Raw genomic sequence first — 26767 nt, forward strand, 5'->3', positions numbered from 1 at the left:
CACCGGTCAAGAGACGTGCGTCTCATGCCTGAAGTACGGCCTTTCGTCGTAGGTCACACCTTTGCGGCTTCTGTCCGGTTCCGGTTACCAAGGAACAGCCAGCGCGGCACGGACCCGTTCCGCCGCCGGCTTCCCTGTCCCCTCACCCATGAGGTCTCCATGCTCCAGCGCGTCACGTCCCGTCTCCCCCGTACGTCCCTGAACCAGACCCGCGCGGCCGTCCTGGCCGCCGGTATGGGCGCCACGGTCGTCCTGGGAGTCGGGGCCGCGGTCGCCGCCGAGAACACGGCCGCGCCCGGCGCCGCCACCACCGCCCAGGCGCAGGCCGCCGCGAAGACGACGGCTTCCTGGACCTCCCCGGTCAAGAGCTACAAGCTGTCCGCGAGCTTCGCCCAGAACGGCGGCATGTGGGCGCACAAGCACAGCGGCCAGGACTACGCCGTCCCGACCGGCACCACCGTGATGGCCGCGCACGGCGGCACCGTCGTCAAGGCCGGCCCCAACGGCGCCGGCGACGGCCCCGCGTACGGCAACGCCGTCGTCATCAAGCACGGCAACGGCACGTACTCCCAGTACGCCCACCTGTCGCAGGTCAATGTGAAGATCGGCCAGATCGTCAAGACCGGCCAGAAGATCGCCCTGTCCGGCAACACCGGCAACTCCAGCGGCCCGCACCTGCACTTCGAGATCCGCACCACCCCGAACTACGGCTCCGCCATGGACCCGGCGAAGTTCCTGCGCGCCAACGGCGTGACGGTCTGACCCACCGCGCACCCGGCACCACCCGAGCGACCCCGAGAACGGCTCTGTTCTCGGGGTCGCTTTCGGTGATCAGTTCTCGGCCGCGTACGGGACGAAACGCGCCCACGCGTCCGGTGCGAGGGCGAGACGGGGCCCGTGAGGGTCTTGGAGTCGCGGACGTGGACGGTGCCGGGGGTGAGGGCGAGTTCGACGCAGGAGTTGCCGTCGGTACCGTCGCTGTAGCTGCTCTTGAACCACACCAGGTCAGAGACGTCCCTGGCGGATGCCCTGCGGTTCATGAGCCCGAAGCGAAAACTCAAGGACGCGGAGCTGCCTCGGGTCAGAGACAGCAGGCCCGTTGAACTTACCGTCGGAGCGCCCCACTGCCGTACCGTCCAGGAACTTCAGCGACTCGATTCGGCCGTCCAGTCCTGGGTGCGGTTCAGCGTGCTGCTCTCCCCCACGCCACGCGGTGCTCACCAAGTCCGGCGACTGGGAGCGGACCAACCGCGCTCCTGGGGGCTGCCCGTGGACCCTACTCGCCAGGTCATCGCGGAGCCGGCCGTCAACGCGGCGGCCCACGGTCGCGTCACGGGACGGGACTTCCGGCTCACGCTCCACGTCGTCGCCGACACCCTCCGCATCGAGGTCACCGACACGTGCGGCGAGCGCCTGCCCCAGCCGCAACAGGCCGATTCCGACACGGAGTGCGGGTGCGGCCTGCTGCTGGTCGAGGCGCTCGCCGACCGCTGGGGCGCGACGGAGGGCCGTTTTCCACGCAAGACGGTCCGGGCCGAACCGAGGATCCCCTCCGGCCGGGTGCCGTAGGCCATCGGCGGCGATGGGCGCGTTCGTCCCTTCGAGGAGCGTGGACGGGGTGCGAGCCGTCGCGCCCCGTGCCGCGAGGCGCGGTTGACGGGAAATCAGTCGCGCGAGGGGTTGTCAGACTGGGAGGATTGTTCAACGATCCTACAGGAGAGGCGCGTTGCCGGGCGCCGGCTTCCGCGCCTGTGGTGGACAGCCCGGAAGGGAAGTGCCATGGGGGAACTACGCGAGGGAGCACGGATCGGCACATGGCTCGTCTGCGGGATCGTCGGCCTGGCGATTCTGTACGTGGTCGGCGCGTTCGCCTTCGGGGGCGCCGGGTGGATCACGGCGCCGTTCCGCGGTGAGGTCGAGGAGCGGGAGCGGACCGTCGGGTCCGGCGCGTTCCGGCTGACGACGTACGAGGAGTTCTTCGACCTGTGCGAGGCCGTGCAGAACGCCGAAGGGACGATTCTGGCGCTCCAGCAGGAGCGGGAGTCGGCGTCCGAGGCGCGCAGGGCCCAGATCGACCAGTCGGTCACCGCGCTGCGGGCGACACGGATCGAGTCCGTCAACGACTACAACACGAAGGCCGCCCAGGAGCACCGCGCCCCCTTCCGTGACAGGGACCTGCCCTACCGGCTCGACGTCGACGCCGAGAAGACGACCTGCACCGCCTGATCCCGGGAAGGGGACGACCGACCATGCGCAGGATCGCACGCATCTCCCTGACAGCCGTCTCGGTGCTCGCTCTGGGCCTCGGACTGGCCTCCTGCACCGACGACTCCAGCCAGGACAAGGAGAACAAGGCCAAGCAGGACGGCTACGACCGGCTCGTGGCGCGGCAGCCCGCGGGCCGCATGGAGTACTCGCCGACCCGTGAGGCGATCAACCAGTGGGTCGAGACCTGGGGCAAGCGGGGCAAACTGTCGTACGTCTACATCCAGAACGCCAAGGGCGAGTACGGGTACTTCATCATGAAGGGCCTGCCGGTGCCCCGCTGCAAGATGCTCACCCCGACCGAGCGGATGGAGAGCACGTCCCACGGCGTGGCGGTCCTGCCGCAGCCCGGTATGGACGGCACGTACTCGGCAGGCTCCATGTGCCACGCGTACTACGGCTTCGACGCCACGACCGGCGCGTACATGGAGTTCACCGTGGGGACGAACCAGTCGTTCTTCCTCTTCGACAAGCCCATGACGATGCCCGAGTACGCCAGCGCCAGCCAGATGGGCCCGTCCTCGATCGAGGACGTCGAACAGCGGCGCTGAGCCCCGCCCCGCCCGTCACGGCGTGACGTGATCCGTCGCGCCGTGGCCGGCGAGCCGCTCTCGCCTACGAGTGGCCCAGCTCCGCCGCCAAGGCGTCCTCCGTCGCCGGGACCGAGCCGGAGTCGGGGGCGGGGCGGAGGGGGAAGGGGTCGACGCGGGTCTCGTCGATGACCGGCGGGGCCGGCTGCGGAGGCTTCGGCATGACCGCGGCCTCGGAGTGGCCGCCGCAGCCGTAGGCCAGGGAGACGACGTGGCCGTCGGCCGGGGAGAACTCGTTGGCGCACACCCCGAACGCCTGGCCCAGCGAGCCGCCGATGGGGGCGAGGAAGCCGCACGACACGCAGGAGGCGGGAGCCGCCTGCGCCATCGGGGTCTTCGCTCCGAACCCCTCCTCCCAGCGGTCGGCGGCGCTGTGCAGGCCGTAACGGGACAGGACCCGGGCACGGCGCATGCCGAGTTCCTCGGCGACCGCCGCGATCGAGCCGCGGGACGGGGCGACCGGCAGGCCGGCCGGGGCGCCGGCCGTGACCTCGGCGTCCTCCGCCTCCACCAGGTCGGCCATCTCATGGGAGACCGCGGAACTCGGCGGCGGCTCCTCCTCGCCGGAGAAACCGGGCTCCAGACGCAGGTCCTCGGCCTCGGTGGGGAGGAGATCTCCGGGGCCCATGTCGCCGGGGCGCAGCCGCTCGCTCCACGGCACCCACTCCGGGGCGAGGACCGCGTCGGGACCGGGCAGCAGCACCGCCTCGTCAACCGTGACGATCTTGGCGCGGGAGGCTCGGGCCACGGTGACGGCCCAGCGCCAGCCGCGGTAGCCGGGCTCGTGGCACCCGAAGAAGTGGGTGACGACGCGGTCGCCCTCGGAGACCAGCCCCTCGTGTTCGCCCACGACCCCGGGCGCGGCGACCTCCTCGGCTGCGGCGCGGGCGAGGTCGACGGCCTCGGCGCACAGACGGTCGGGGGTGCGGCTTCGCGTTGTCGCTGCGCTCACAGGTATCGCTTCTCTCCTACGCCGTCTCACGAGTGCGCCACTCCCAGCACGGGGGGCGGACGGAGCGGACAGTGGGACCGCGTCGACGTCCGCGCCACAACGTGCTCGGGCGCGCCTCCATCCATTCTGCGGGATGGCTGAGATACGCACGCTACCTTCTCGCGTGCGCTGGGCCTACACCGACGGTTGTTACGGAGTCCCGCGCGCCGGTTTCCGAGGGGCGGCCGGCCGGCCCCGGCGACGTGTTTCCGTCGGCCTCCGGCGTTCGGCCGTACAGCCGCACCACGGGCGGCGTCCACGGCGATACGGCATTACACACGGCCATCTCGGGGCACTATGGCGTCGTGGCTACCGCGAGGACACCCCAGGGCGCCACCGGGACCGGTGGGCCGAAAGGGGTCAGGGGCAGCGGCCGACGCTCCGGGACGAGCCGGGCGGGCGGTCCTCTTCGCGCGTTCGGGCGCGCCCTGCACTTCCCGGTGACCAGAACCGCGCGGGGCATCCGCCGGGCGACCCACGCGCACGGCGCCGGGGAGTCCGGGCTCGGCAAGCTGATCGAACTGCACGGCGTGAACGGCGCCGGCGATGTCATGATCACGGTCGCGCTGGCGTCCACCGTGTTCTTCTCGGTGCCGACCGACGAGGCGCGCGGCCGGGTCGCCCTCTACCTCGCCATCACCATGGCACCGTTCACCCTCCTCGCCCCGGTGATCGGCCCGCTCCTCGACCGCATCCCGCACGGCCGCCGCGCCGCCATGGCCGGCGCGATGCTCGCCCGGGCGCTGCTCGCGCTGGTGCTGTCCGGCGCGGTCGTCAACGGCGGGCTGGAGCTGTATCCGGCGGCGCTGGGCGTGCTGGTCTCGTCGAAGGCGTACGGGGTGGTCCGGAGCGCGGTCGTGCCGCGGCTGCTGCCGCCCGCCTTCTCCCTGGTGAAGGCGAACTCGCGGGTCACCCTCGGCGGGCTGCTGGCGACCGGGATCGCCGCGCCGATCGGCGCGGGCCTGCAACAGGTCGGGCCGCGCTGGCCGCTGTACGGGGCGTTCGTGATCTTCGTGGCGGGGATGTTCCTGTCCTTCCGGCTGCCGCCGAAGGTGGACTCCGCGAAGGGCGAGGACGTGGCGCTGCTCGCCGCCGACGAGCGGCATCTGCACGGCCCGCGCGGCAAGGCGGAGAAACGTCCCGGCCTGCGGACGGTCGGCCCGGCCGTCACCCACGCGCTCGGCGCCAACGCCTCCATCCGCTGCCTCACCGGCTTCCTGATCTTCTTCCTCGCCTTCCTGCTGCGCGAGCACCCGATGACGGGGCAGAGCGCCGCCGTGTCCCTCGGCATAGTGGGCGTGGCGGCGGGGGCGGGCAACGCGCTCGGTACGGCGGTCGGGGCGTGGCTGCGGTCGCGCGCCCCGGAGATCATCATCGTGACGGTGGTGGCGTGTGTGGCGAGTGCGGCGATCCTGGCCGCCGCGTTCTTCGGCGCGGTCCTGGTGGCGTGTCTCGCCGCGGTCGCCGGGTTCGCGCAGGCGCTGGCCAAGCTGTCGCTGGACGCGCTGATCCAGCGGGACGTGCCCGAGCTGGTGCGGACGTCGGCGTTCGCGCGCTCGGAGACGCTGCTGCAGATGTCGTGGGTGCTGGGCGGCGCGATCGGCATCGTGATGCCGCTGATCGGCGCGCTGGGGCTGGCGGTGGGCGCGACGATCGTCGCCGCGGGCTGGCTGACCACGGTCCGGGGACTGATCCGTTCGGCCCGGCAGGGGAACGCGGGGCGGGCGCGAGTGGCGTAACGGCGCGGCCACGCCGTACCCCCGCATGGGGAGTGTGGCGGACGCGCCAGATAGCCTTCGCCCCATGACCACGTTGCCCCGCGGCGCAGCCGCTTCGAGTCACCGCGCTGTGCGACGCCGCCGTGCCGTCGCCGCCGTCGGCGCCGTATCCGCCGGACTGCTCGTCCTGGCCGCCTGTGACAAGCCGACGCCGATGGCCACCATCACGGTGGGCGGCGACTCGGTGAGCTCGGAGGCCACCTGTGGTGGTGAGGGCGAGGCCCTGAACACCGAGACGCTCAACAAGTGCCTCCAGGACAAGGGCATCGACGAGATCACCGTCGACTCCACCAAGGAAGTGCGCTTCGGCGTCGACCCGGAGATCGCCGACCACGGCTGGACCATCCTGATGAACGGTCAGCCGCTGGTCGACTCCAGCAAGAAGACCTACCAGGTCATCCCGGGCAGCGTGTTCTTCAACGCCCAGTACGGCGCCCAGGGCGACTCGACCCTGGTGTCGATCAAGGAGGGCGAGCAGTCGGCCACGGGGCTGTGGTCCTTCCGGCTGAAGAAGAAGGAAGACTGATCGGTCCGGTCGTGTCGTCCTCACGCGTCCTCGTGGCCACCGCGGTCCCCGTCGAGCGGGACGCGGTGGCCGGGGCGTTCCCCGGGGACGCGGAGCACGTGCACCTTCCCGGGGTGAGCCTGGTCCGCACGGGCGGCGGGTTCGACCTGCTGGCCGCCGGTGTCGGCCCCGCCGCGGCCGCCGCCTCCACCGCCGCCGCGCTGACCGCCGCCGCGCTGGACGGCACCCCTTACGGTCTCGTCGTCTGCGCCGGCATCGGCGGGGGGTTCCAGCCCGAGGCGCCCCTCGGCTCGCTCGTCGTCTCCCGCACGATCACGGTGGCCGATCTCGGCGCCGAGACCGCGGACGGCTTCCTCCCCGTCACCGAACTGGGCTTCGGGCACGTCACGCACCCCTCCCCGCGGTCCCTCGTACGGGAGGCCGTCCGGGTGACGGGCGCCCGCCCCGGCACCGTCCTCACCGTCTCCACCGTCACCGGCACCGCCGACCGGGCAGCCGCACTGCGCGCCCGCCACCCGGACGCCCTCGCCGAGGGCATGGAGGGCTTCGGTGTGGCCGAGGCGGCCGTCGCACAGGGTCGGCCCGTGCTGGAGGTGCGGGCGGTGTCGAACCCCGTCGGCCCGCGCGACCGCGCCGCCTGGCGCATCGGCGACGCCCTGAGCGCCCTCACCGAGGGCTTCGGGAAGCTCGCGCCCGTCCTGGAGAGTTGGATTCAGCATGACCACCCCTGAACAGCAGCAGCGCCTGCGGATCGCCTACTCGCCCTGCCCGAACGACACCTTCGTCTTCGACGCCCTCGCCCACGGCCGCGTCCCCGGCGCGCCCGCCGTCGACGTCACCTTCGCCGACATCGACCTCACCAACGGCATGGCCGAGCGCGGTGAGCTGGACGTGCTGAAGGTGTCGTACGCGGTGCTGCCGTACGTCCTCGACGAGTACGCCCTGCTCCCCTGCGGGGGCGCGCTGGGGCGGGGCTGCGGGCCGCTGGTGCTGACCCGGGAGGCCGGGACGGACCTGACCGGGCGTACGGTCGCGGTGCCGAGCGAGCGGTCGACGGCGTACCTGCTGTTCCGGCTGTGGGCGGCGGACGTCGTTGGAACCAAGGGGGGCGGGCCCGAAGGGCCCTCGGTTGAGGGCGGTGGTGGGCGACGGGCGGGCGGGGTGGGCGAGATCGTGGTGATGCCGTTCCACGAGATCATGCCCGCCGTACGGGACGGGAAGGTCGACGCGGGACTCGTCATCCACGAGGCGCGCTTCACCTACCAGGACTACGGGCTGCACAAGCTGGCCGACATGGGTGAGCACTGGGAGCGGACCACCGGACTGCCGATCCCGCTGGGCGCGATCATCGCGAAGCGGTCGCTGGGCGAGGAGACGCTGACGCGACTCGCCGACGCCATTCGCACATCTGTACGGATGGCCTGGGACGAGCCGGAGGTGTCACGTCCGTACGTCATGGAGCACGCCCAGGAGATGGACCCGGCCGTCGCCGACCAGCACATCGGGCTGTACGTCAACGAGTTCACGGCCGGTCTCGGCGAGGACGGCTACGCGGCCGTACGGGGGCTGCTCACGCGTGCGGCGGCCGAGGGACTGGTGCCGCCCCTCGGCCCGGACGCGCTGCGGTTCCCCTGAGCCGGCTCTAGACGTCGAGCTGGTCGGCGACCGCGCGGAGCAGACCGGCGATCTTCTTGCCGGCCGCGCGGTCGGGGTAGCGGCCCCGCTCCAGTGACGGCGTGATGTTCTCCAGCAGGGTCGTCAGGTCCTGGACGATGGAGGCCAGCTCGTCCGGCTTCTTGCGCTGGGCCGCCGCGACCGACGGAGCCGGGTCCAGGACGGTCAGGGAGAGGGCCTGGTCACCGCGCTGTCCGGCGACCACGCCGAACTCCACGCGCTGGCCCGGCTTGAGGGCCTCGACTCCGGCGGGGAGGACCGAGGAATGCACGAAGACGTCCCCGCCGTCGTCACGGGAGAGAAAGCCGAAGCCCTTCTCGCTGTTGAACCACTTGACCTTGCCGGTGGGCACGTCTGTCCTCGTCCTCGTACTCGTCGGGAAAACTGCTTCGGAAAACGGCTCTTGATAGCACTCGGGCGGGCCCGATGACCCGCCGGTACCAAGGCTAATGGTCTTCGGGCCGGTGACAAGACGTCACCCGGTTGTTCCTTCGCGCTGGGAACTACCCTGGTCCGGTGCGTGACAAAACCCAAGCGAATTCCCCCGCGCCCGGTGACGGTCTGGTCCGTGCCGGTGCCATCGTCTTCTTCGTCGGCGCCGTGGCCACTCTGGTCACCGTGGCCCCGTTGTTCCTCGGGACGACGCCCTTTCCCACGTACATGTTCGGACTGAGCATGTTCATGGCCGTCGGATTCCTGATGGCCGGCGCGGGCGTACTGCGTTCGGCCGCGGCGGGGCGCCGCCGGGCACGGGCGGGACAGGTTTCCGGGCAGGTTTCGGATCCGGTTTCCTGAGCGGTTTCCGGTCAGCCGTTCGAGCAGTAGTCCGAAAACCACCGCGGGAATTCCGGCAGACCGGTGAGGACGACGTCCGCGCCGGCCTCGCGCAGTTCCGTGGCGTCGCAGGGACCGCTGGCGACGGCGACGGACAGCGCGCCGGCGGTCCGCGCGCCGCGCACGTCGCCCACGTGGTCGCCGACGTAGACGGCGGCCTCGTGCTCGCGCAGCGCGAGCGCCTTCTGCTCGGCCCACAGGTCCCCGATCACGGCGTCCGGCTCGATGCCGAGGTGGGCCAGGTGCAGTTTGGCGTTGGGCTCGTACTTGGCGGTGACGACGATCGCGCGCCCGCCCGCCTCCTGCACGGCGGCTATCGCCTCACGGGCGCCGGGGAGGGCGGGCGTGGCGGTGATGGCGTACGCCGGGTACATCGCCCGGTAGAGGTCCGCCATCTCGTCGACCCGCTCGGCCGGGAACCAGTTGGCCAGCTCGTCCGCCAGCGGCGGGCCGAGGCGGGTGACCGCGAGGTCGGCGTCGATGTACGTCCCGGTCCGCTCGGCCAGCGCGAGGTAGCAGGCGCGGATGCCGGGGCGGGAGTCGATGAGCGTCATGTCGAGGTCGAAACCGACGGTGGGCGGGAGGGGGACGGTGAGGGCCATGCGCGCCATTGTCCCAACACCCCGGCCACGGCCAGACGCACCGCCCGCGGCCACGGGCAGGCGTGCCGCGTAGCCGCAGGCAGTCGCACCGCGTAACCGCAGGCAGACGTGCCGCGTAACTGCGGGCAGTCGCGCCGTGTAACTGCGGGCAGTCGTGCCGCTGGGGCGGCACGGGTGGGCGCAGCGGCGCCTGGCAAGCGCCGTGAGCGCAACCGGACGCCCGGGTTGGATCGCCCCCGCCGCCCCTTCCCATTCCCGTCCCCGGGGGCGCTGCCCCCGGACCCCCGCTCCTCAAACGCCGGAGGGGCTGAGTACAGCCAAAGGGCTGGGTCCAGCCGGAAAGGCTGAGTTCAGCTGAAGGCGCTGAGCTGAGCTGAAGGCGCTGAGCCGAGCCAAGTGCGCTGAGCCGACCCGAAGGGTCAGCGCCGGCGCTGTGAGCGCCAGACCAGGAACAGCGCCGTGGTGAGGGCCGCGGCCCGGATGACCCACGGCCACGTCTCGGAGATCGCGGCGTTCATGTGCCCCTCGGCGATGGGCGTACCCCAACGCCCCGCCGTCCTCCCCCAGAGCCACACGACACCGCCCGCGAGCGCGAGGCCGGGAAGGATCACCACCGCCCATTTGATCTCCGCCTGGGTCAGGCGACGGGAGGCGTAGGCGATGAGCCAGCCCAGGAGCAGTGCGCGCCAGTCACCGATCACGGTCCCGGCGACCAGCAGGCCGGCGGCGAGCAGGAGCAGGGGGTTGCTCCAGCGGCCGGACGGCAGGCGCGGAAGGAAGCGGCGGCGACGGGAAGCGGCGGGCTCCTCCTCTGCCTCGGGCACGGCGGCCGGCTCAGCCGGCGTTTCCTCCTTCTCCCTCGCCGGGGGCGGCTTGAGGAGTTCGGGGATCTCGACCCCGCCGACGAAGCCCGGCACCTCGTCACCGATGCCGAACGCGCTGTTGTCCACCCGCCACCAGTCGGGCTGGGTGGCGCTGTCACCGAGTTCGTCCGTGCCGGCCCGGTGCGGCGGGGACGGCACGTCGGCGGGGGCGGGACCGCCGTCCGACGCCCCGGCGACAGGACGGGGCCGGGGGACGAGCCGGCGCAGGACGCCCTTGGGGCGGTCGGCACGGGCGTCCTCGCGAGCCCCGGCACGGGCGTCCTCGCGGGCCCCCGCGCCGCCCTCCCGCTCCCGCTGCACCGGCACGGCCGCAGGCGGCGCGGCGGCGGCAGAGGTGTCCTCGGCCGCCGTGACGACCTCGGTCGGTGTGCCGATGCGGGAGATGATGCGGCGGACCGCCGCGGGCGAATCGACCACGGCCTTCGCCCGCCGCCGGTCGATCTCGTCGCGCAGCTCGGCCACCAGCCGCATACGGGCCGCCGACGGCAGCTGCCGCTGCTGCGCCACGTCGCCGACGCGGCTCAGATACTCGTAGACGACCTGGTCGCTCTCGATACCCACGAAGTCCCCTCCGGGACGGATGCGTCGGGACACCGTCGCCCGACGGTACCGCGAGTGGGACCGGCCGACCCAACTCCCGGCACGCCACCGGCGTACCCACCCGCTAACGTGAGGCGGATGAGCACCGAGGAGAAGCCCGCGGCGGCCCCCCGATCCCTCGCCGAGGCCCTCCGGGGGCGGGACGACGCGGCGCTGGCCGCGCTGCTGCGCGGCCGGCCGGACCTCGTCACGCCCGTGCCCACCGACCTCACCCAGCTCGCCACCCGCGCCGGCACCCGCGCCTCGGTCGTACGGGCGCTGGAGCGGCTGGACCGGTTCACGCTGCAGACGGCGCAGGCGCTGGCCGTGGCGGCGGATCCGGCGTCGTACGGCGAACTGCTCGGGCTGATGGCGGGCGACGACCGCGACCCGGCGGTCTCCGCCGCGCTGCCGCACGCGCTCGGCGTGCTGCGCGAGCAGGCGCTGGTGTGGGGCGGTGACGACCGGCTGCGGCTGGTGCGCGCCGCCCGTGAGCTGCTGGCGCCGTCGCCGCAGCACCCCTCGCCGACCGGGCTCGGGCCGACCGTGCGGGAGGCCACCGCCGGGATGTCGCCGGGGCGGATCCAGGAGATCGTGGCGGCGGCGGGACTGCCGTCGACGCACGACTCGGTGTCCGCCGTGACCGCGCTGACCGCCCTGTTCGACGACCCGGAGCGGATGTCGGCGCTGCTCGACGGGGCGCCGGCCGAGTCCGTGGAGGTGCTGGAACGGCTGGTCTGGGGCCCGCCGTACGGGCAGGTCACCGCCGATCCCGCGCCCCGGCTGCGCTGGCTGCTCGACCGGGGGCTGCTGCTGCCGACGGCGCCCGGGACGGTCGTCCTGCCGCGCGAGGTCGCGCTGCGGCTGCGGGCCGGACGGGCGCACCGGGCGGTGGAGCCGTCGCCGCCGCCCGTCGAGGCGGCCGCCGCGCACCGTCCACAGGTGGTGGACGCGACGGCGGCCGGGCAGGCGTACACGGCGCTGTCGACGGTCGAGGAGCTGCTGAAGGACTGGCACGAGGGCGGCCCGGCGGTGCTGCGGGCGGGCGGGCTGAGCGTGCGGGACCTGAAGCGGACCGCCGCCGCCCTGGACGTGCCCGAGCCGGTGGCCGCGTTCTGGGTGGAACTCGCCTACACGGCCGGGCTGCTGGCCTCCGACGGGGAGGCGGACGAGCGGTACGCGGCGACCCCGGCGTACGACCAGTGGCGCGAACGGCCGGACGCGGAGCGGTGGGCGCACCTGGCCACGGCGTGGCTGACGGCGACCCGGACGGCGGGGCTGGTCGGCGGGCGGGACGCGAAGGACCGCACACTGTCGGCCCTGGGCCCGGGCCTGGACCGCTCGGCGGCCCCGGAGGTACGGCACAGGGTCCTGGCCCTGCTGTCCGGCCTCCCGGAGGGGACCGCACCGGCCCTGGAGTCGGTCCTGGCACGACTGCGCTGGGAACGCCCCCCGCGCGGGGGCGGGCGGGGTTCCGCCGGTACGGCCTCTCCGGCGGCGGAGGGCGCCCACCGGACGCCGGGCGGCCCCGGGGCCGGGGACGGCAGGGGGGCGGGTGCGTACGGCTCCGTCGCCGGAGGTGTCCGCGGGGCGGAGGGGGCCTCGGCGGAGAGGGACGGCGAGGATCTGCGGGCGCGGATCGCGCGGTGGACGCTGTCCGAGGCGGAGATGCTCGGCGTCACCGGGCGCGGCGCGCTGTCCGCGCACGGGCGTGCGCTGATCGGCGCGCCCGCGGCCAGGCGGGCGGAGGCGGAGTCCGAAGGGCCGGGCGACAAGCTGCCCGTGCACCACCGGCCCGCCCCGGCGCCGGCGCCGCTCTCCCCCGCCGAGCAGGCCACGGCCGCCGCTGCCGCCGCCCGCCTGCTCGCGCCGCTGCTGCCCGAACCGCTGGACCACGTGCTCCTCCAGGCCGATCTGACGGCGGTGGCGCCGGGCCCGCTGGAGCGTCCGCTCGCCGACGTGCTCGGGGTCCTCGCGGACGTGGAGTCGAAGGGTGGCGCGACCGTCTACCGGTTCACGCCCGGCTCGGTACGGCGTGCCCTCGACACCGGGCAGACCGCCTCCGACCTGCACGCCTTCCTCGCCGCGCACTCCCGTACGCCGGTGCCGCAGCCGCTGGCGTACCTCATCGACGACGTCGCCCGCAGGCACGGGCACCTGCGGGTGGGCGCCGCCTCGGCCTACGTCCGCTGCGACGACGACGCCGTGCTCAGCGAGATCCTCGCCGACAGGCGGGCCGCGGGGCTGGGCCTGCGCCGGCTGGCCCCGACCGTGCTGGCCGCGCAGGCCGGTCCGGCCGGCCTGCTGGAGGGGCTGCGCGCGATGGGGTTCGCACCGGCCGCCGAGTCGGCGGAGGGCGATGTGGTGATCGCCCGCGCCGACGCCCACCGCACCCCGCCGCGTACTCCCCCCGCGCCGGTCCCGGACGGGCCGCCGGTCCCCGACGACACCCTGCTCACGGCGGCGGTCCGCGCCGTCCGCGCCGGCGACCTGGCCTCCACCGCCCCGCGCAGACCGGCCGGCGGGAGCGAGCCGGACCGCGGGGAGCCGCCCCGTACGACCGCCGCCGAGACCCTCGCCACCGTGCAGGCCGCCGTCCTCACCGGCGAGGCGCTGTGGATCGGCTACGTCAACGCCGAGGGCGGCGCCAGCCAGCGCGTCATCGCCCCGGTCCGGGTGGAGGGCGGCTTCGTCACGGCGTACGACCACACCGCGGACGAGGTGCGTACGTATCCGCTGCACAGGATCACGGGGGTCGCGGAGCTGGCGGACGACGAGGGCTGAGCCGTTCGGGTGTACGGCGGACTTCATGCGCGCCACGCCGGGATGTTCCCCCTGATGGGCGAGGTTGTGGGGTGTCGCGCATCCCGTGGCGGGCCGTTGGGCAGCCACCGGATGTCCTGGACGGGCCCGGAAGCCACCGCGGTCCGTTCGCACGCAACAGAAAGGAAGTCCCATGCGTGCCGTTCGTCGCGTCGCCGCCGTACTGACCTCCACGGCCGTGTTGCTCGGAGCGTTCGCCGCCGAGGCCGCCGCGGTCGGGATCGACCTCGGCGGGGGTGTGACCTTCTGACACGTGTCCGTGTCCTGACCCGTCCCGTGTTCTGATCCGTTCCGTTTCTCGTTCACGGCGGGCCGGTCCCTCGTCCCCGGGGCCGGCCCGTTCCCGTCGTCCGGAGAAGCCCGAAGAAGCCCGAAGAAGTCGAAGAACAGGTCGAAGAAGTCCGAAAGAAATGAAGGGTGTCCCGTGACTTCCACGTTCCGTGCGGTGGCCGTCTGTCTCTCCGCTCTCGCGCTCGTCGCGGTGCTCACCCCGGCCGCCGCCGCGCTGCCGCTGCCGGTTCCGGCCGCCGGAGGGGAGCCGCTCCTCACCGAGGGGGTGCTCGTCGAGGGGCCGCTGGTGAACAACCTCACGCTGCCCGCGCTGACGTAGCCCGGTCCGCTCAGGACCACGAACGCGCGCGATCGGGCAGACTGGAGGTTTGGCCGAAGGGCCCGTGCCGAGCCCGTCGCAGAAAGGCAGCCGCGCGTGAATGGTCCGCTCATCGTCCAGTCCGACAAGACCCTGCTCCTCGAAGTCGACCACGAGCAGGCCGACGACTGCCGTCGTGTCATCGCGCCGTTCGCCGAGCTGGAGCGGGCGCCCGAGCACATCCACACCTACCGGGTGACCCCGCTCGGCCTGTGGAACGCGCGGGCGGCCGGGCACGACGCCGAGCAGGTCGTGGACGCGCTGGTGCAGTACAGCCGCTACCCGGTGCCGCACGCGCTGCTCGTCGACATCGCCGACACCATGGACCGCTACGGCCGGCTCAGCCTGCACAAGCACCCGGCGCACGGCCTCGTCCTGACCAGCACCGACCGGCCCGTGCTGGAGGAGGTGCTGCGCTCCAAGCGGATCGCGCCGCTGGTCGGCGCCCGCATCGACCCCGACACGGTGGTCGTGCACCCCTCGGAGCGCGGGCAGATCAAGCAGACGCTGCTGAAGCTGGGCTGGCCGGCCGAGGACCTCGCCGGGTACGTGGACGGCGAGGCGCACCCCATCGAGCTGGTCGAGGACGGGTGGGCGCTGCGCCCGTACCAGAAGCAGGCCGTGGAGAACTTCTGGCACGGCGGCTCCGGTGTGGTCGTCCTGCCCTGCGGCGCGGGCAAGACGCTGGTCGGCGCGGGGTCGATGGCGCAGGCCAAGTCGACCACGCTGATCCTGGTCACCAACACCGTCTCGGCCCGGCAGTGGAAGCACGAGCTGGTGAAGCGGACCTCGCTGACCGAGGACGAGATCGGCGAGTACAGCGGGACGCGGAAGGAGATCCGCCCCGTCACCATCGCCACCTACCAGGTACTGACGACGAAGCGGAAGGGGATCTACCCCCACCTGGAGCTGTTCGACTCCCGGGACTGGGGCCTGATCCTCTACGACGAGGTGCACCTGCTGCCCGCGCCGGTCTTCAAGTTCACCGCCGATCTCCAGGCCCGGCGGCGGCTCGGCCTGACGGCCACCCTGGTGCGCGAGGACGGCCGCGAGTCGGACGTGTTCTCGCTGATCGGCCCGAAGCGGTTCGACGCGCCGTGGAAGGAGATCGAGGCGCAGGGCTACATCGCCCCGGCCGACTGCGTGGAGGTCCGGGTCAACCTCACCGACTCCGAGCGGCTGGCGTACGCGACGGCGGAGCAGGAGGAGAAGTACCGCTTCTGCTCGACGACGGCGACCAAGCAGAAGGTGACGGAGGCGATCGTCCGGCGGTTCGCGGGGCAGCAGATCCTCGTCATCGGGCAGTACATCGACCAGCTCGACGAGCTGGGCGAGCACCTGAACGCGCCGGTGATCAAGGGTGAGACGTCGAACGCCCAGCGGGAGAAGCTGTTCGACGCGTTCCGGGAGGGCGAGATCAGCGTCCTGGTGGTGTCCAAGGTCGCGAACTTCTCGATCGACCTGCCGGAGGCCACGGTCGCCATCCAGGTGTCGGGCACCTTCGGCTCGCGGCAGGAGGAGGCGCAGCGGCTCGGCCGGGTGCTGCGGCCCAAGGCGGACGGGCACCAGGCCCACTTCTACTCGGTGGTCGCCCGGGACACCATCGACCAGGACTTCGCTGCGCACCGCCAGCGGTTCCTGGCGGAGCAGGGGTACGCGTACCGGATCATGGACGCGGACGAGCTGCTCACCGACGGCTGACGGTCATCCCTCGGGCAGGTTGAACACCAGCGCCAGGACGAGCAGCCAGGGCAGCAGCGACAGGCCCGCCAGCCAGGCCCGCGGCACCGACCAGCGGCGGGTCCAGGGCAGCAGCCAGGAGGCCAGCCAGGCGCCTGCCGCGAGGATGCCGCCGAAGAACAGGGTTCCGAAGACCATGTTCAGGGCGGTCGTCAGCGCCTGCGAGCAGTCGTCGGGTCCGCAGCCGTCGGTCGCCATCACGGACAGCCCGCCGAACAGGAACGCCACGGGTGCCAGCAGCGCCCCGAGCACGGTCGCGACGGTGGGCGCCACCCAGGCGCGGGGGTCCCGCTCGGCCCGGTCCTGCCAGGCGGAGGGAACGGGGGCGGCGGCGTGGTGGTGGCTCATACGGCCAGTGAAGCGGCCGGGCGGTGGCCGGCGCACCGGCGCGGGTACTCAGCCGGGACGTGTCGGCGTACTCAGACGCCGAAGGGGCGGCGTGCGCCGACTCGGTGTCGGAGTACGCCGCCCCTGGGGCCGGAGCGCGGGACATGGTTCGTCCCCTCATGAGGGCTACTTCGGGTCCTGGCCGAACCTGGCGGCCGACCAGAAGTAGCCGAGGACCGCCAGGCCCAGGCACCAGGCCACGGCCAGCCATCCGTGGTGGCCGATCTCCGTGCCGAGCAGCAGCCCGCGCAGGGTCTCGATGGCGGGCGTGAAGGGCTGGTACTCGGCGATCGGCTGGAACCAGCCCGGCATCCCCTCGACCGGGACGAAGGCGCTGGACAGCAGCGGCAGCAGGATCAGCGGCATCGCGTTGTTGCTGGCGGCCTCGGCGTTCGGGCTGACCAGGCCCATGCCGACGGCGATCCAGGTGAGCGCTAGGGCGAACAGCACCAGCAGCCCGAACGCGGCCAGCCATTCCAGGGCCGTGGCGTCCGTGGAGCGGAAGCCGATGGCCACGCCGACGGCACCCACGAGGACCACGCTGGCGACCGACTGCAGCACGCTGCCGATGACGTGCCCGATGAGCACGGAGCCCCGGTGGATGGCCATGGTGCGGAAGCGGGCGATGATGCCCTCGGTCATGTCGTTGGAGACGGAGACCGCGGTGCCGATCGTGGTGGAGCCGATGGTCATCAGCAGCAGGCCGGGCACGATGTAGGCGATGTACGCGGACCGGTCGCCTCCGCCGTCCCCGAGGCCGGCGCTCATCGCGTCGCCGAAGATGTAGACGAAGAGCAGCAGCAGCATGATCGGCGTGAGCAGCAGGTTCAGGGTGAGCGAGGGGTAGCGCCGGGCGTGCAGGAGGTTGCGGCGCAGCATGGTGGACGAGTCGCGGACGGCGAGGGCGAGGTTGCTCATCGGACGGTCTCCTTGGGCTGGGCGGGGACGGCGGTGGGGCCGGTGAGGGCGAAGAACACGTCGTCGAGGTCGGGGGTGTGGACGGTGAGTTCGTCGGCTTCGATGCCGGCGGCGTCCAGGTGGTCGAGGATCGCGCGCAGTTCGCGCTGGGTGCCGTCGCTGGGGAGCTGGAGGGCGAGGGCGTCGTCGTCCCGGCCGGCCTCGGTCAGCGCGGTGGCGGCGGTGCGGTAGGCGGTCGGGTCGGTGAAGCGGAGGCGGATGTGGCCGCCGGGGACGATCCGCTTGAGTTCGTCGGCGGTGCCCTCGGCGGCGATCCTGCCGTCGTGCAGCACCGCGATGCGGTCGGCGAGTTCGTCGGCCTCCTCCAGGTACTGGGTGGTGAGGAAGACGGTGACGCCGCCGGTGACGAGCTCGCGGATGATCTGCCACATGGTGTGGCGGCTGCGCGGGTCGAGGCCGGTGGTCGGTTCGTCGAGGAAGATGATCCGCGGGTCGCCGACCAGGGTCATGGCGATGTCGAGGCGGCGCTTCATGCCGCCGGAGTAGGTGGAGGCGGGCTTCTTCGCGGCCTCGGTGAGGTCGAACCGCTCCAGCAGTTCGGCGGCCACCCGCCGCCCCTCGTGCTTGGGGAGGTGGTGCAGGTCCGCCATCAGGAGCATGTTCTCCTCGCCGGTGATCAGGCCGTCCACGGCGGAGAACTGGCCGGTGACGCCGATCGCGGCGCGCACGGCCTGCGGGTCGGTGGCGAGGTCGTGGCCGCCGACGCGCAGGTCGCCCGCGTCCGCGGTGATGAGGGTGGAGAGGATCTTGACGGCGGTGGTCTTGCCGGCGCCGTTCGGGCCGAGCAGGGAGAAGATCGTGCCTTCCGGGACGGTCAGGTCGACGCCGTCGAGGACGGTCTTGTCGCCGTAGGACTTGCGCAGGCCGTGCGCCGCGATGGCCAAGCCGGTCATGGGGGATTCTCCTTCGGGTGCTGTGGGGGTCACAGGCTGCGGGCGGTGATGTCGCCGTAGGCGGTGGTCGCGTGGACGGTCAGGCCGGCGGCGGCACCGTCGGCGTTGTTGAGCGTGTTGTGGATCCGGCCGTAGCCGGTGCCGGCGTCCAGGGAGGCGGAGACCTCGCGGGCGGCGCCGACGGCGATGTCACCGTGCTCGGTGCGCAGCGTGACCGTGCCGCGCACGGCCTCGGTGACAAGGACGTCGCCCTTCTGGGTGCTGATCTCGGCAGGACCGCCCAGGCGGCCGACCGAGATGTCGCCGGCGAGGACGGTGAGGCGGGCGCTCGCGGTCTCGTCGAGCTTGACCGGGCCCTGCGCGCCCTCGAAGACGACGTCGCCGAGCCGGCCGACGCCCCGCAGCTCCGCGCCGGCGGCCTTCGCCTCGACGTGGGAGCCGGTGGGCAACTGGACGGTGATCTCGACGGATCCGGACGGGCCGAGGAGCTGGTTCTTCGCCGACGGGCCGTCGATCCGCAGGACGCCGTCGCCGTATTCGACCCTGGTCTGCTCCGCCGCCTTCGTGTCGCGGCTCTTCCTGGCGTCCGCGGGCAGGACCTCGACCACGGTGTCGGTCCGGTCGGCGGCGATGAACCGGATGCGGCCGGCGGGGACGTCGAGGGCGACCGAGATGGGGGCGGGGGTGTCGAACTGCATGGTGCGCTCCTTCGGATTGTCGTTTCTGACACCGGAAACGCTACGTTGCGTTCATAGTTACGGCAACTAGTTCGTTGCATTCGATATCGATTTATGCAGGTCAGAGCAGTGAAATCGTTGCAACGAGATGAGAGATAACGCAACGAGAGAAGGTATGTTCGTTGCAATGAATTGAAGCGAAAGCTATGCTGGCGACATCACGGACCACGAAGGAGACCGCATTGCCAGGAGGCAGGCTCACCCAGCAGGAACGCCAGCAGATCGCGACGGGACTGGCCGACGGGCTCGCCTACGCGGAGATCGCCCGGCGCCTGGACCGCCCCACCTCGACGATCACGCGCGAGGTGATGCGCAACGGCGGCCCCGCCGGTTACCGCGCGGACCTGGCCCACCGCGCCACCGAACGCCGGACCCACCGGCGCGGACAGGCCACGTCGCGGGGGTCGAAGGCGCCCACGGAGGACTACGGCCGCGACGCGGAGGCCGTGCGTGCGTACGAGGAGACGCTCACCACCGTCTTCATAGCGTCGGGCACGCCCAAGATGATGGCCCGGGTCATGGCCTGCCTCGCCCTCACCGACAGCGGGAGCCTCACCGCCGCCGAACTCGCCCAGCGCCTCGAAGTCAGCCCGGCGTCCATCTCCAAGGCGATCACGTTCCTGGAGAGCCAGGACCTCGTCCGCCGATTCCGCGAGGAGGGCCGCCGTGAGCGCTACGGCTTCGACGAGGACATCTGGTACCAGTCGATGATGGCCAGCGCCCGTTCGACCGCCCAGGTCGCCGAGACCTCACGGCAGGGCGTCGCCGTCATGGGGCCCGGCACACCGGCCGCCGTGCGTCTGGAGAACGCCGCCCGCTTCCTCGACTTCGTCTCCGAGACCATGATCCGCGCCGCCGAACAGGCCCGCGAGGTCCTGTACACGAAACCCGGGACGACCTCGGACGACACAACCGGACCGGGTCAGGATCACGGGTGACCGGCCGGCCGCGGGCGCGACGGCCGCCGTACGGGGCGGAGGAGGGCGCCGCCTACCCGCGGCGGACGCCCGCCTCCTCGCCGTACTCACCGAGGATCATCACGTCGAAGGCGGCGCCGAGGAACACCTTCACGGCGCGCAGGGCGTCGCCGAGGCGGTGCGGGTGACCGCCCCGGAGCGAGGTCGCGCCGGCCGGCCGCACCGGCGGTGGGGTGGGGTGGAGGGTCGCTGCGCTCATGTCTCCATGGTTGCTCCCCGGCCGGGTTACGGGCATCGGCCGGAGGGACCGGTCCGCGGGCCATCCGTGTACGTCTCCGGGGCGACCCCGTACTTCTCAGGCGGGAGCCCCCACCGCCAGGGGCGGACGGTAAATGGTTTGGAGCGCACCGGCCCGGCGTCCTAGAATCTCCGCTCTTCCCCGCCTCCCCTCACGGAGCGCCGCCGCCCGGACGGAAACCGGCCGGCATTTCGCCGCAGCAACCAGCAGCAGGTCCCCCGGAGGCACCCCCTTGTCCGCGTCCACACCGGCAGACGAGCCCGTAGACGGTCCCGCGACCACCCCCGCGGACGACCCGCTCGCCCGCGAACGCTCCCACCTCGCCGCGTCCCGTTCCGCGCTGCGCGCCATGCGCGAGGACGTCGAGGCCCTCGACATCAGCGACGTCACCGCGAACTGGGTCAACGCGGCCGCGCTGGCGCACCAGATCGAGGAGCGCATCAAGGCGCTGGCCGACCTCAGCGACACCCCGCTGTTCTTCGGCCGGCTCGACTACCTGCACTCCCCCGGCGCCGAGCAGGCGGAGGGCGCGGAGGGGGAGAGCTTCTACATCGGGCGCCGGCACGTGCACGACGCGGACGGCGACCCGATGGTGATCGACTGGCGTGCGCCGGTGTCGCAGCCGTTCTACCGGGCGTCCAAGAAGGACCCGCAGGACATCGCGCTGCGCCGCCGCTTCGGCTACACCGGCGGCGACCTCACCGCGTACGAGGACGAGCACCTCTCCGACCCGGCGGAGGCGGCGACCACCAGCAAGCTGCTCCAGCAGGAGATCGAGCGTCCGCGCGTGGGCCCGATGCGGGACATCGTCGCGACGATCCAGCCGGAGCAGGACGAGATCGTACGGTCGGGGCTGTCCGGCAGCGTGTGCGTGCAGGGAGGTCCGGGCACCGGGAAGACGGCCGTCGGCCTGCACCGGGTCGCCTACCTCCTCTACGCCCACCGCGAGCGGTTGGCCCGCACCGGCACGCTGGTCGTCGGGCCGAACCGGTCCTTCCTGCACTACATCGAGCAGGTGCTGCCCGCGCTGGGCGAGCTGACGGTGGCGCAGGCCACGGTGGACGACCTGGTGGTGCACGTGGAGGTGCGCGGGACGGACGACGCGAGCGCGGCGGTGGTCAAGGGCGACGCCCGGATGGCGGAGGTCCTGCGCAGGGCCCTCTACTCCCACGTCACGATGCCCACCGAGCCGGTCGTCGTCGTCCGCGGTTCACGCCGCTGGCGGGTTCCGGCGTACGAACTGGAGGAGATCGTCCGGCAGTTGCTCGACCGCGGCATCCGCTACGGCGCCGCCCGCGACGCCCTTCCGCAGCGCATCGCGCACGCCGTGCTGGTGCAGATGGAGCGGGCGGGCGAGGCACCGGACGACAGGGTGCAGGACGCGGTGGCCCGCAACGCGGCGGTGAAGGCGGCGGTGAAGGCGGTCTGGCCGGCCGTCGACCCGGCGAAACTGGTGCTGCGGCTGCTGAGCGACCCGGAGTTCCTGGCGGAGCACGCGGAGGGCCTGCTCGACGAGCAGGAGCGGAAGACGATCCTGTGGGCGAAGCCCGCCCGCTCGGTGAAGTCGGCGAAGTGGTCGGCGGCGGACGCGGTGCTGATCGACGAGGCGACCGACCTCGTCCAGCGCACGCACTCCCTCGGACACGTGGTGCTCGACGAGGCGCAGGACCTGTCCCCCATGCAGTACCGGGCGGTGGGCCGCCGCTGCACGACCGGTTCGGCGACCGTCCTCGGCGACCTGGCCCAGGGCACCACGCCGTGGGCGACGCGCAGTTGGCACGAGGCCCTGCTCCACCTGGGCAAACAGGACGCGGTGATCGAGGAGCTGACGGCCGGTTTCCGCGTCCCCACGGACGTCATCACCTACGCCTCCCGGCTCCTCCCGCACATCGCGCCGGGTCTGACCCCGGTGGTGTCGATCCGTGAGAACCCGGGCTTCTTCGAGGTCCGCCGGTCCGGGGGGACGGACGACGTGGTCTCCGCCTGCCACGAACTCCTGCGCAACGAGGGCTCGGTGGGCCTGATCGCGGCGGACACCCGCGTCCCGGAGCTGGCCGAGGCACTGACGGCGGCGGGGACCACGTACGTCGCCCCCGGCGAGGAGACGACCCACGCCACCCGCCTGACCCTGGTCCCCGCCTCCCTGGCGAAGGGCCTGGAGTACGACTACGTGGTCCTGGACGAACCCCGGGCGGTGGTGGACGCCGAACCGGACGAACGCACCGGCCTGCGCCGCCTGTACGTGGCCCTCACCCGAGCGGTCTCGGGCCTGATCGTGACCCACACGGCCCCGCTGCCGGACCAACTGACGTAACCCCGCGGCCAACCGCCTACCACCCGGGCAGCCGCCTGCCGCCGCAGCCACGGGCAGTCGTGCCGCTGGGGCGGCACGGGTGGGCTGGGGGTACCCCCTCTGGGGGAGGCACCCCGCAAGCGCCGGGCGTCGCGACCCACCCCCGCCCGGCAACAGCACCGTCCAGCTGCAAGCCCCGCCGGGCAACAGCACCGCCCAGCCACCACCCCCGTCAAAAAGGAGCCCCGCTCAACCCCCCAGCACCCGCCGCCACTCGGCGACGGCCTCCGCCGACACGGGCCCGGCCCACCCTTCGGGACGGGCCGCCCCGCCGATGTGGAAAGCATCGATCCCGGCCTTCAGCAACAGCGGCACGTGCTCCAGCCGCAGCCCGCCCCCCACCAGCAACCGCTGCCCGTACCCCGGCTCCCCCCGCCGCCCCGCCTCCGCGAGCAGCGTCGGCATCCCCACGTCGACCCCCTCGGCCGCCCCGGCCGTCAGGTACGTGTCCAGCCCCGGGAAGTCCGCGAGCCGCTTGCGCAGGGCGCCCCGGTCGGCGGCCCGGTCGATGGCCCGGTGGAACGTCCACCGGCACCCCTCCAGCTCACGGACGACCCGCTCCACCGCCCCCAGGTCCACGGCCCCGCCCGCGTCGAGGAACCCGAGCACGAACTCCTCCGCCCCGGCCTCGCGCATCGCGCACGCGGCAGCCACCAGCCGCTCGACGTCCCCCGCGGCGAACCCGTCCGCCAGCCGCAGCATCACCCGCGCCGGGATGTCCACGGCCGCCCGGATCCCCGCGACGGTCGCCGCCGAGGGCGTCAGTCCGTCCGCCGCCATGTCGGTCACCAGCTCGAGGCGGTCCGCACCTCCGGCCTGGGCGGCCACCGCGTCCTCGACGTCGAGGGCGATCACCTCCAGGACTGCACGCTTGCTCATGGGACCCCATTCCTCGGCATCAGACGGCGACTACAGGTCTAGTCCAATCCAAGACTACGCCCGGCCGTCCGCCCGAGGCCGCCCCGCCCCTCCGCTCAGTCCCCGAAAATGTTCAGCTCCGCCGCCTCCGCCCCGGCCAGCTCGTACGCGGCACCGTCCACCGGACGCCCCGCGTACAGCCGTACGAGGGTCGGACCGTCCCCGATGTAGCGGGCCGGGGGACGTTCCCCCGTGGCGTCGCCCAGCCGCAGCGGCTCGTCGGCGTCGTCGAGGTCGGCGTGCAGCGGCAGGTGGCCCTTCCGGCCGGTCACCTGGCCCAGCAGGGCGAGCGCGTACGGCAGTCCCGCGCCCGCGTACGCGCCCGGCTCCCCGAGCGCGACCCGTACGTCCCCGGCGTGCACCCACTCGCCCAGCGCGAGCCCGTCCAGCGCCCCGCCCGCCTCGGCGATCACGGGTCCCGCCCCGGTCATCCCGCGCTCCAGCTCGTCCACGACCCGGGCGTTCGTCCACCCGGCCCGCTCGGCGATGTCCCGCTCATTGCTCCCGGGCGAGAACACCCCCTCCTCGAACCGCCGCTCCAGGACGCGGGTGAACGCGGCCGAACAGTGCGCCAGCACATCCCGCACCGTCCACCCCGGACACGCCGCCACCGGCAGCGCGAAGTCCCCGTCGGACCTCCCCCGCAGCAACGGGATCAGCGCGTCCCGCTCGACGGCCAGCAGCCGGCCGGGCAGTTCGGGGTCTCGTACGTTCCGCACATCCGCAGGAGTCGTCATGCCGCCCACGCTAGTGCGGCGGGGGCGCGCGGCCCACCGGGCGTCGGCCTGGCGGCCGGCCCGGCCGGCGGAACGGATCCGTGTGATCATCATCTCCGTGTGCGGCAGGCGCCGGGAGCCGGGGCGGACAATGGGCCCATGGCCGACACCGACGCCCTCCGTGCCCGCTGGCTGCGCGCTCTCCTCCCGGCACGGGACGGCGCGTGCCACCCCGAGCCGTCCCGGTACGCCGACGCCCTGCTGCGCCGCTGGTCGGAGCCCCAGCGGCACTACCACACACTCACCCACCTGACAGCCGTCCTGGACCACATCGACGTGCTGGAGGAGTACGCCGACCATCCGGACGTCGTACGGCTCGCCGCCTGGTTCCACGACGCGGTCTACCTGCCGGACCGGTCCACCAACGAGGAGCGCTCCGCCCGGCTCGCCGAGCGGGCGCTCCCCGAGGCCGGGGTGTCCGCGGAGAAGACCGCCGAGGTGGCCCGGCTGGTGCGGCTCACCGTCACGCACGATCCGGCCGACGACGACCGGGACGGGCAGGTGCTGTGCGACGCCGACCTGGCGATCCTCGCCGCGTCGCCGTCGTCGTACGCCGCCTACACCGCCGCCGTCCGCGAGGAGTACCACTTCGTGCCGAACGACGCGTTCCGGGCGGGGCGGTCCGAGGTGCTGCGGCAACTCCTCGCCCTGCCGCGCCTGTTCCGTACGCCGTACGGGCGGGAGCACTGGGAGGCCACCGCCCGCCACAACATGCGCGGCGAGCTGGAAATGCTGTCGACCGCGCCCGCGCCGCCCGCCTAGCCTGCCCCGCATGCATGCTGTGGGAGCGGACCAGGTGGAGGAAGCCGTCGCGGACTGCGTGGCGGCGCTGGGGACGGTCACCGACCGGGACTGGACGGGGGTACGGGCCGGGCGGCTGGAGTGGGACTGCCGGGAGACGGCGGTGCACATCGCGAGCGATCTCATCGCGTACGCGGGACAGCTCGCCGGACGGGCGCGGGACGCGTACGTGCCCTTCGACATCACCCTCGACGGCGGCGAGGACGGCCCGGACGCCGTCGGCAACGCGGGTGTCCTCCAGGTGATCACCACGGCCGGTGCCCTGCTCGCCGCCGCCGTCCGCACCACCCCGCGCGCGGTCCGCGCCTTCCACCCGCACCCCTTCCGGCACGCGAACCGTGAGGGTTTCGCCGCGATGGGCGTCGCCGAGGTGCTGCTGCACACGCACGACATCGCCGAGGGGACGGGCATCGGCTACGAGCCGCCGGCCGGGCTGGCCTCCTTCGTCCTCACCCGGATCTTCCCGCGGGTCGAGCCGGGGCCCACGCCGTGGCGGACGCTGCTGTGGGCCACCGGGCGCGGTGAACTGCCGGGGCGGGAGCCCGTCACCGAGTGGAAGTGGGACAACAACCCGGTGCTCCGGTCGGAGCGGCTGACCCTGGAGGGCGTCACCCCGGCGGCCGCCGCCGACCTGTCCCTGACGGGTGACGGCGGTCACGAGTGGGTCGGCGGGGCCGCCGCCGACGGCACCCGCGAAGGCGCCGGGATCATGGTCCAGCAGTACGAGGAGGGCCTGTTCCACCCGGAGTGGGGCATGTACGTGCTGGTCCGGCGGGACGACGACCGCGCGGTGGGCGCGATGGGCTTCCACGGCGTCCCGGACGGGGACGGCCGCGTGGAGATCGGCTACGACCTGGTCGTGGGCGCCCGCGGTCACGGTTACGCCACCGAGGCGCTGCGCACGCTGTCGCGCTGGGCGCTGGAGCAGGACGGCGTACGGACGGTGGCCGCCGTCGTCGACCAGGAGAACGTGCCCTCGCAGAAGGTCGTCACCCGGGCCGGTTTCACCGAGGTGTCCCGGCAGGAGGGGCAGATCTCCTACGAACTCCGCGGCTGAGCCGCGCCCTTGCGGCGCCGCAGCCCCGCCCCGTGCAGCAGCCGCACCACCTCACGGCTGCTGACCTCGACCGCCCCCGCGCGCACCGCGTCGGCGTACCGGTGGGCGGGGACGTCGTAGTGGTCGCGTTCGAAGGCGCGGCGGGGGACGCCCAAGCGGTCGGCGAAGGTGTGCAGTTCGTCGTAGGAGAGGTCGCTGACGAGGTGGGACCACATCCGGCCGTGGCCCGGCCAGGTGGGCGGGTCGATGTACACGGTCACGAGGGGACCGCTCCGCCCAGCCGGCCCACCGCCGCGACCTTCACGCCCGCCTTGTGGCACACCCAGTGCGGATCGGGGCCGAGTTCCGGTTCCACGTCCAGCGCGTGCGGGTCGCCGGTGCCGCAGACCGGGCACAGCGGCCAGCGCCCGTGCCGCTCCAGCAGGGCGTCCTGTACGTCCTGGGCGACCAGGCCGGCGAGGAACCCGGCACCGTCCGGCCACTGTTCCACCCACCAGCGCCGGTGCGTGACGGACTCCTCGACGAGGGAGACCACGTCCGCCTCGGCGACCTCGCGCGCGACCAGATCGGCGAGCACGAGGGCGCGCGCCGCGTGCAAGGCTTGTTCCAGGGGGCTGACCGGGCGGAGTCCGGGGGCGCCGGGTTCACCGGGCGGATCGTCGGGGGCCATGCCTCCATTGTGCGCACTCTTGACCGCACGACCGGAACGAAAATATC

Annotated in this window: 29 protein-coding genes and 2 pseudogenes; 16 read left to right on the forward strand and 15 right to left on the reverse strand. The window is 73.0% G+C overall.

Features of this window, described 5'->3' with window-relative positions; genetic code table 11:
• Window positions 1–159: 159 nt before the first annotated feature.
• Window positions 160–762 carry a M23 family metallopeptidase gene (locus ACF1DX_RS19660; protein ID WP_391792438.1) on the forward strand — a complete coding sequence of 201 codons (603 nt, stop codon included), beginning with the start codon at window positions 160–162 and terminating at the stop codon, window positions 760–762.
• Between the two features lie 69 nt (window positions 763–831).
• On the opposite strand, the pseudogene ACF1DX_RS19665 reads toward ACF1DX_RS19660, so the two are convergent.
• Window positions 832–1040, reverse strand: a pseudogene (locus tag ACF1DX_RS19665) (DUF397 domain-containing protein).
• A pseudogene (locus tag ACF1DX_RS19670) lies at window positions 1006–1185 on the reverse strand (transcriptional regulator); the annotation flags it as partial. The pseudogenes ACF1DX_RS19670 and ACF1DX_RS19665, both read right to left, overlap by 35 nt.
• Here ACF1DX_RS19670 and ACF1DX_RS19675 point away from each other — a divergent pair.
• From ACF1DX_RS19675 to ACF1DX_RS19685, 3 genes are all read left to right on the forward strand, one after another.
• Window positions 1177–1569: an ATP-binding protein gene (locus ACF1DX_RS19675; protein WP_391792439.1), complete on the forward strand. Its 393-nt coding sequence runs from the start codon at window positions 1177–1179 to the stop codon at window positions 1567–1569. The pseudogene ACF1DX_RS19670 and the gene ACF1DX_RS19675 overlap by 9 nt on opposite strands.
• A gap of 210 nt (window positions 1570–1779) precedes the next feature.
• Window positions 1780–2226 carry a hypothetical protein gene (locus tag ACF1DX_RS19680; protein ID WP_391792440.1) on the forward strand — a complete coding sequence of 149 codons (447 nt, stop codon included), beginning with the start codon at window positions 1780–1782 and terminating at the stop codon, window positions 2224–2226.
• 23 nt (window positions 2227–2249) lie between these two features.
• The gene (locus ACF1DX_RS19685) at window positions 2250–2816 is read left to right on the forward strand and encodes a hypothetical protein (RefSeq protein ID WP_391792441.1); all 567 of its coding nucleotides are present in this window, start codon (window positions 2250–2252) and stop codon (window positions 2814–2816) included.
• 64 nt (window positions 2817–2880) lie between these two features.
• On the opposite strand, the gene ACF1DX_RS19690 is transcribed toward ACF1DX_RS19685, so the two are convergent.
• Window positions 2881–3807, reverse strand: a complete 927-nt coding sequence (locus ACF1DX_RS19690; RefSeq protein WP_391792442.1) for a DUF3027 domain-containing protein — start codon at window positions 3805–3807, stop codon at window positions 2881–2883.
• 344 nt (window positions 3808–4151) lie between these two features.
• Here ACF1DX_RS19690 and ACF1DX_RS19695 point away from each other — a divergent pair, with 344 nt between their 5' ends.
• The 4 genes from ACF1DX_RS19695 (at window position 4152) to ACF1DX_RS19710 (ending at window position 7785) form a co-directional block, all read left to right on the forward strand.
• Entirely contained in the window at window positions 4152–5585 is a 1434-nt protein-coding gene (locus ACF1DX_RS19695) for an MFS transporter (RefSeq protein WP_391792443.1), read from the forward strand.
• A gap of 64 nt (window positions 5586–5649) precedes the next feature.
• Window positions 5650–6150 (forward strand): DUF2771 domain-containing protein, encoded by a 501-nt coding sequence (locus ACF1DX_RS19700; RefSeq protein ID WP_391792444.1) that lies wholly within the window; start codon window positions 5650–5652, stop codon window positions 6148–6150.
• 11 nt (window positions 6151–6161) lie between these two features.
• Window positions 6162–6881: a futalosine hydrolase gene (locus tag ACF1DX_RS19705; RefSeq protein ID WP_391792445.1), complete on the forward strand. Its 720-nt coding sequence runs from the start codon at window positions 6162–6164 to the stop codon at window positions 6879–6881.
• Window positions 6868–7785, forward strand: a complete 918-nt coding sequence (locus ACF1DX_RS19710) for a 1,4-dihydroxy-6-naphthoate synthase (RefSeq protein ID WP_391792446.1) — start codon at window positions 6868–6870, stop codon at window positions 7783–7785. The genes ACF1DX_RS19705 and ACF1DX_RS19710 overlap by 14 nt, the downstream gene beginning before the upstream one ends.
• A gap of 7 nt (window positions 7786–7792) precedes the next feature.
• Here the strand turns inward: ACF1DX_RS19710 and ACF1DX_RS19715 are convergent, their stop codons facing one another.
• A complete protein-coding gene (locus ACF1DX_RS19715; RefSeq protein ID WP_030864536.1) occupies window positions 7793–8176 on the reverse strand; it encodes a cold-shock protein in 384 nt (127 codons plus the stop codon).
• A gap of 164 nt (window positions 8177–8340) precedes the next feature.
• Between ACF1DX_RS19715 and ACF1DX_RS19720 the strand changes: the two genes are divergently transcribed.
• On the forward strand, window positions 8341–8619 hold the full coding sequence (locus tag ACF1DX_RS19720; protein WP_391792447.1) for a hypothetical protein: 279 nt from the start codon (window positions 8341–8343) through the stop codon (window positions 8617–8619).
• An 11-nt stretch (window positions 8620–8630) separates the two neighbouring features.
• Here ACF1DX_RS19720 and ACF1DX_RS19725 read toward each other — a convergent pair whose 3' ends face one another.
• Window positions 8631–9260: an HAD family hydrolase gene (locus ACF1DX_RS19725; RefSeq protein WP_391792448.1), complete on the reverse strand. Its 630-nt coding sequence runs from the start codon at window positions 9258–9260 to the stop codon at window positions 8631–8633.
• A gap of 419 nt (window positions 9261–9679) precedes the next feature.
• On the reverse strand, window positions 9680–10705 hold the full coding sequence (locus ACF1DX_RS19730; RefSeq protein ID WP_391792449.1) for a hypothetical protein: 1026 nt from the start codon (window positions 10703–10705) through the stop codon (window positions 9680–9682).
• A gap of 117 nt (window positions 10706–10822) precedes the next feature.
• On the opposite strand from ACF1DX_RS19730, the gene ACF1DX_RS19735 reads away from it, so the two are divergent.
• From ACF1DX_RS19735 to ACF1DX_RS19745, 3 genes are all read left to right on the forward strand, one after another.
• A complete protein-coding gene (locus ACF1DX_RS19735; RefSeq protein ID WP_391792450.1) occupies window positions 10823–13507 on the forward strand; it encodes a helicase-associated domain-containing protein in 2685 nt (894 codons plus the stop codon).
• Window positions 13508–13970: 463 nt separating this feature from the next.
• On the forward strand, window positions 13971–14156 hold the full coding sequence (locus ACF1DX_RS19740; protein ID WP_391792451.1) for a hypothetical protein: 186 nt from the start codon (window positions 13971–13973) through the stop codon (window positions 14154–14156).
• A 96-nt stretch (window positions 14157–14252) separates the two neighbouring features.
• Window positions 14253–15896: a DNA repair helicase XPB gene (locus ACF1DX_RS19745; protein ID WP_391792452.1), complete on the forward strand. Its 1644-nt coding sequence runs from the start codon at window positions 14253–14255 to the stop codon at window positions 15894–15896.
• A gap of 3 nt (window positions 15897–15899) precedes the next feature.
• On the opposite strand, the gene ACF1DX_RS19750 is transcribed toward ACF1DX_RS19745, so the two are convergent.
• The 4 genes from ACF1DX_RS19750 to ACF1DX_RS19765 form a co-directional block, all read right to left on the reverse strand.
• On the reverse strand, window positions 15900–16283 hold the full coding sequence (locus ACF1DX_RS19750; RefSeq protein WP_391792453.1) for a hypothetical protein: 384 nt from the start codon (window positions 16281–16283) through the stop codon (window positions 15900–15902).
• Between the two features lie 165 nt (window positions 16284–16448).
• On the reverse strand, window positions 16449–17240 hold the full coding sequence (locus ACF1DX_RS19755; protein WP_391792454.1) for an ABC transporter permease: 792 nt from the start codon (window positions 17238–17240) through the stop codon (window positions 16449–16451).
• Window positions 17237–18193, reverse strand: coding sequence for an ATP-binding cassette domain-containing protein (locus ACF1DX_RS19760; RefSeq protein ID WP_391792455.1), 957 nt, complete (start codon window positions 18191–18193; stop codon window positions 17237–17239). Before ACF1DX_RS19760 ends, ACF1DX_RS19755 begins: the two co-directional genes overlap by 4 nt.
• Window positions 18194–18222: 29 nt before the next feature.
• Entirely contained in the window at window positions 18223–18891 is a 669-nt protein-coding gene (locus tag ACF1DX_RS19765) for a DUF4097 family beta strand repeat-containing protein (protein WP_391792456.1), read from the reverse strand.
• Window positions 18892–19112: 221 nt separating this feature from the next.
• On the opposite strand from ACF1DX_RS19765, the gene ACF1DX_RS19770 reads away from it, so the two are divergent.
• Window positions 19113–19868, forward strand: coding sequence for a helix-turn-helix domain-containing protein (locus ACF1DX_RS19770; RefSeq protein ID WP_391792457.1), 756 nt, complete (start codon window positions 19113–19115; stop codon window positions 19866–19868).
• A gap of 52 nt (window positions 19869–19920) precedes the next feature.
• On the opposite strand, the gene ACF1DX_RS19775 is transcribed toward ACF1DX_RS19770, so the two are convergent.
• Window positions 19921–20106 (reverse strand): hypothetical protein, encoded by a 186-nt coding sequence (locus ACF1DX_RS19775; protein WP_391792458.1) that lies wholly within the window; start codon window positions 20104–20106, stop codon window positions 19921–19923.
• A gap of 271 nt (window positions 20107–20377) precedes the next feature.
• On the opposite strand from ACF1DX_RS19775, the gene ACF1DX_RS19780 reads away from it, so the two are divergent.
• Window positions 20378–22459: a HelD family protein gene (locus ACF1DX_RS19780; RefSeq protein ID WP_391792459.1), complete on the forward strand. Its 2082-nt coding sequence runs from the start codon at window positions 20378–20380 to the stop codon at window positions 22457–22459.
• A 228-nt stretch (window positions 22460–22687) separates the two neighbouring features.
• Here ACF1DX_RS19780 and ACF1DX_RS19785 read toward each other — a convergent pair whose 3' ends face one another.
• The gene (locus ACF1DX_RS19785; protein ID WP_391792460.1) at window positions 22688–23377 is read right to left on the reverse strand and encodes a copper homeostasis protein CutC; all 690 of its coding nucleotides are present in this window, start codon (window positions 23375–23377) and stop codon (window positions 22688–22690) included.
• Window positions 23378–23472: 95 nt separating this feature from the next.
• A complete protein-coding gene (locus ACF1DX_RS19790) occupies window positions 23473–24153 on the reverse strand; it encodes a maleylpyruvate isomerase family mycothiol-dependent enzyme (protein ID WP_391792461.1) in 681 nt (226 codons plus the stop codon).
• Between the two features lie 138 nt (window positions 24154–24291).
• On the opposite strand from ACF1DX_RS19790, the gene ACF1DX_RS19795 reads away from it, so the two are divergent.
• On the forward strand, window positions 24292–24954 hold the full coding sequence (locus ACF1DX_RS19795) for a hypothetical protein (RefSeq protein ID WP_391792462.1): 663 nt from the start codon (window positions 24292–24294) through the stop codon (window positions 24952–24954).
• 34 nt (window positions 24955–24988) lie between these two features.
• Window positions 24989–26050, forward strand: coding sequence for a GNAT family N-acetyltransferase (locus ACF1DX_RS19800; RefSeq protein ID WP_391792589.1), 1062 nt, complete (start codon window positions 24989–24991; stop codon window positions 26048–26050).
• Here ACF1DX_RS19800 and ACF1DX_RS19805 read toward each other — a convergent pair.
• Both ACF1DX_RS19805 and ACF1DX_RS19810 read right to left on the reverse strand, forming a co-directional pair.
• On the reverse strand, window positions 26032–26310 hold the full coding sequence (locus ACF1DX_RS19805) for a DUF4031 domain-containing protein (RefSeq protein WP_073934401.1): 279 nt from the start codon (window positions 26308–26310) through the stop codon (window positions 26032–26034). The genes ACF1DX_RS19800 and ACF1DX_RS19805 overlap by 19 nt on opposite strands.
• Entirely contained in the window at window positions 26307–26720 is a 414-nt protein-coding gene (locus tag ACF1DX_RS19810; protein WP_391792463.1) for a hypothetical protein, read from the reverse strand. Before ACF1DX_RS19810 ends, ACF1DX_RS19805 begins: the two co-directional genes overlap by 4 nt.
• Window positions 26721–26767: the final 47 nt, after the last annotated feature.

This window comes from Streptomyces sp. NPDC014676, assembly GCF_043084105.1.
Classification (GTDB): domain Bacteria; phylum Actinomycetota; class Actinomycetes; order Streptomycetales; family Streptomycetaceae; genus Streptomyces.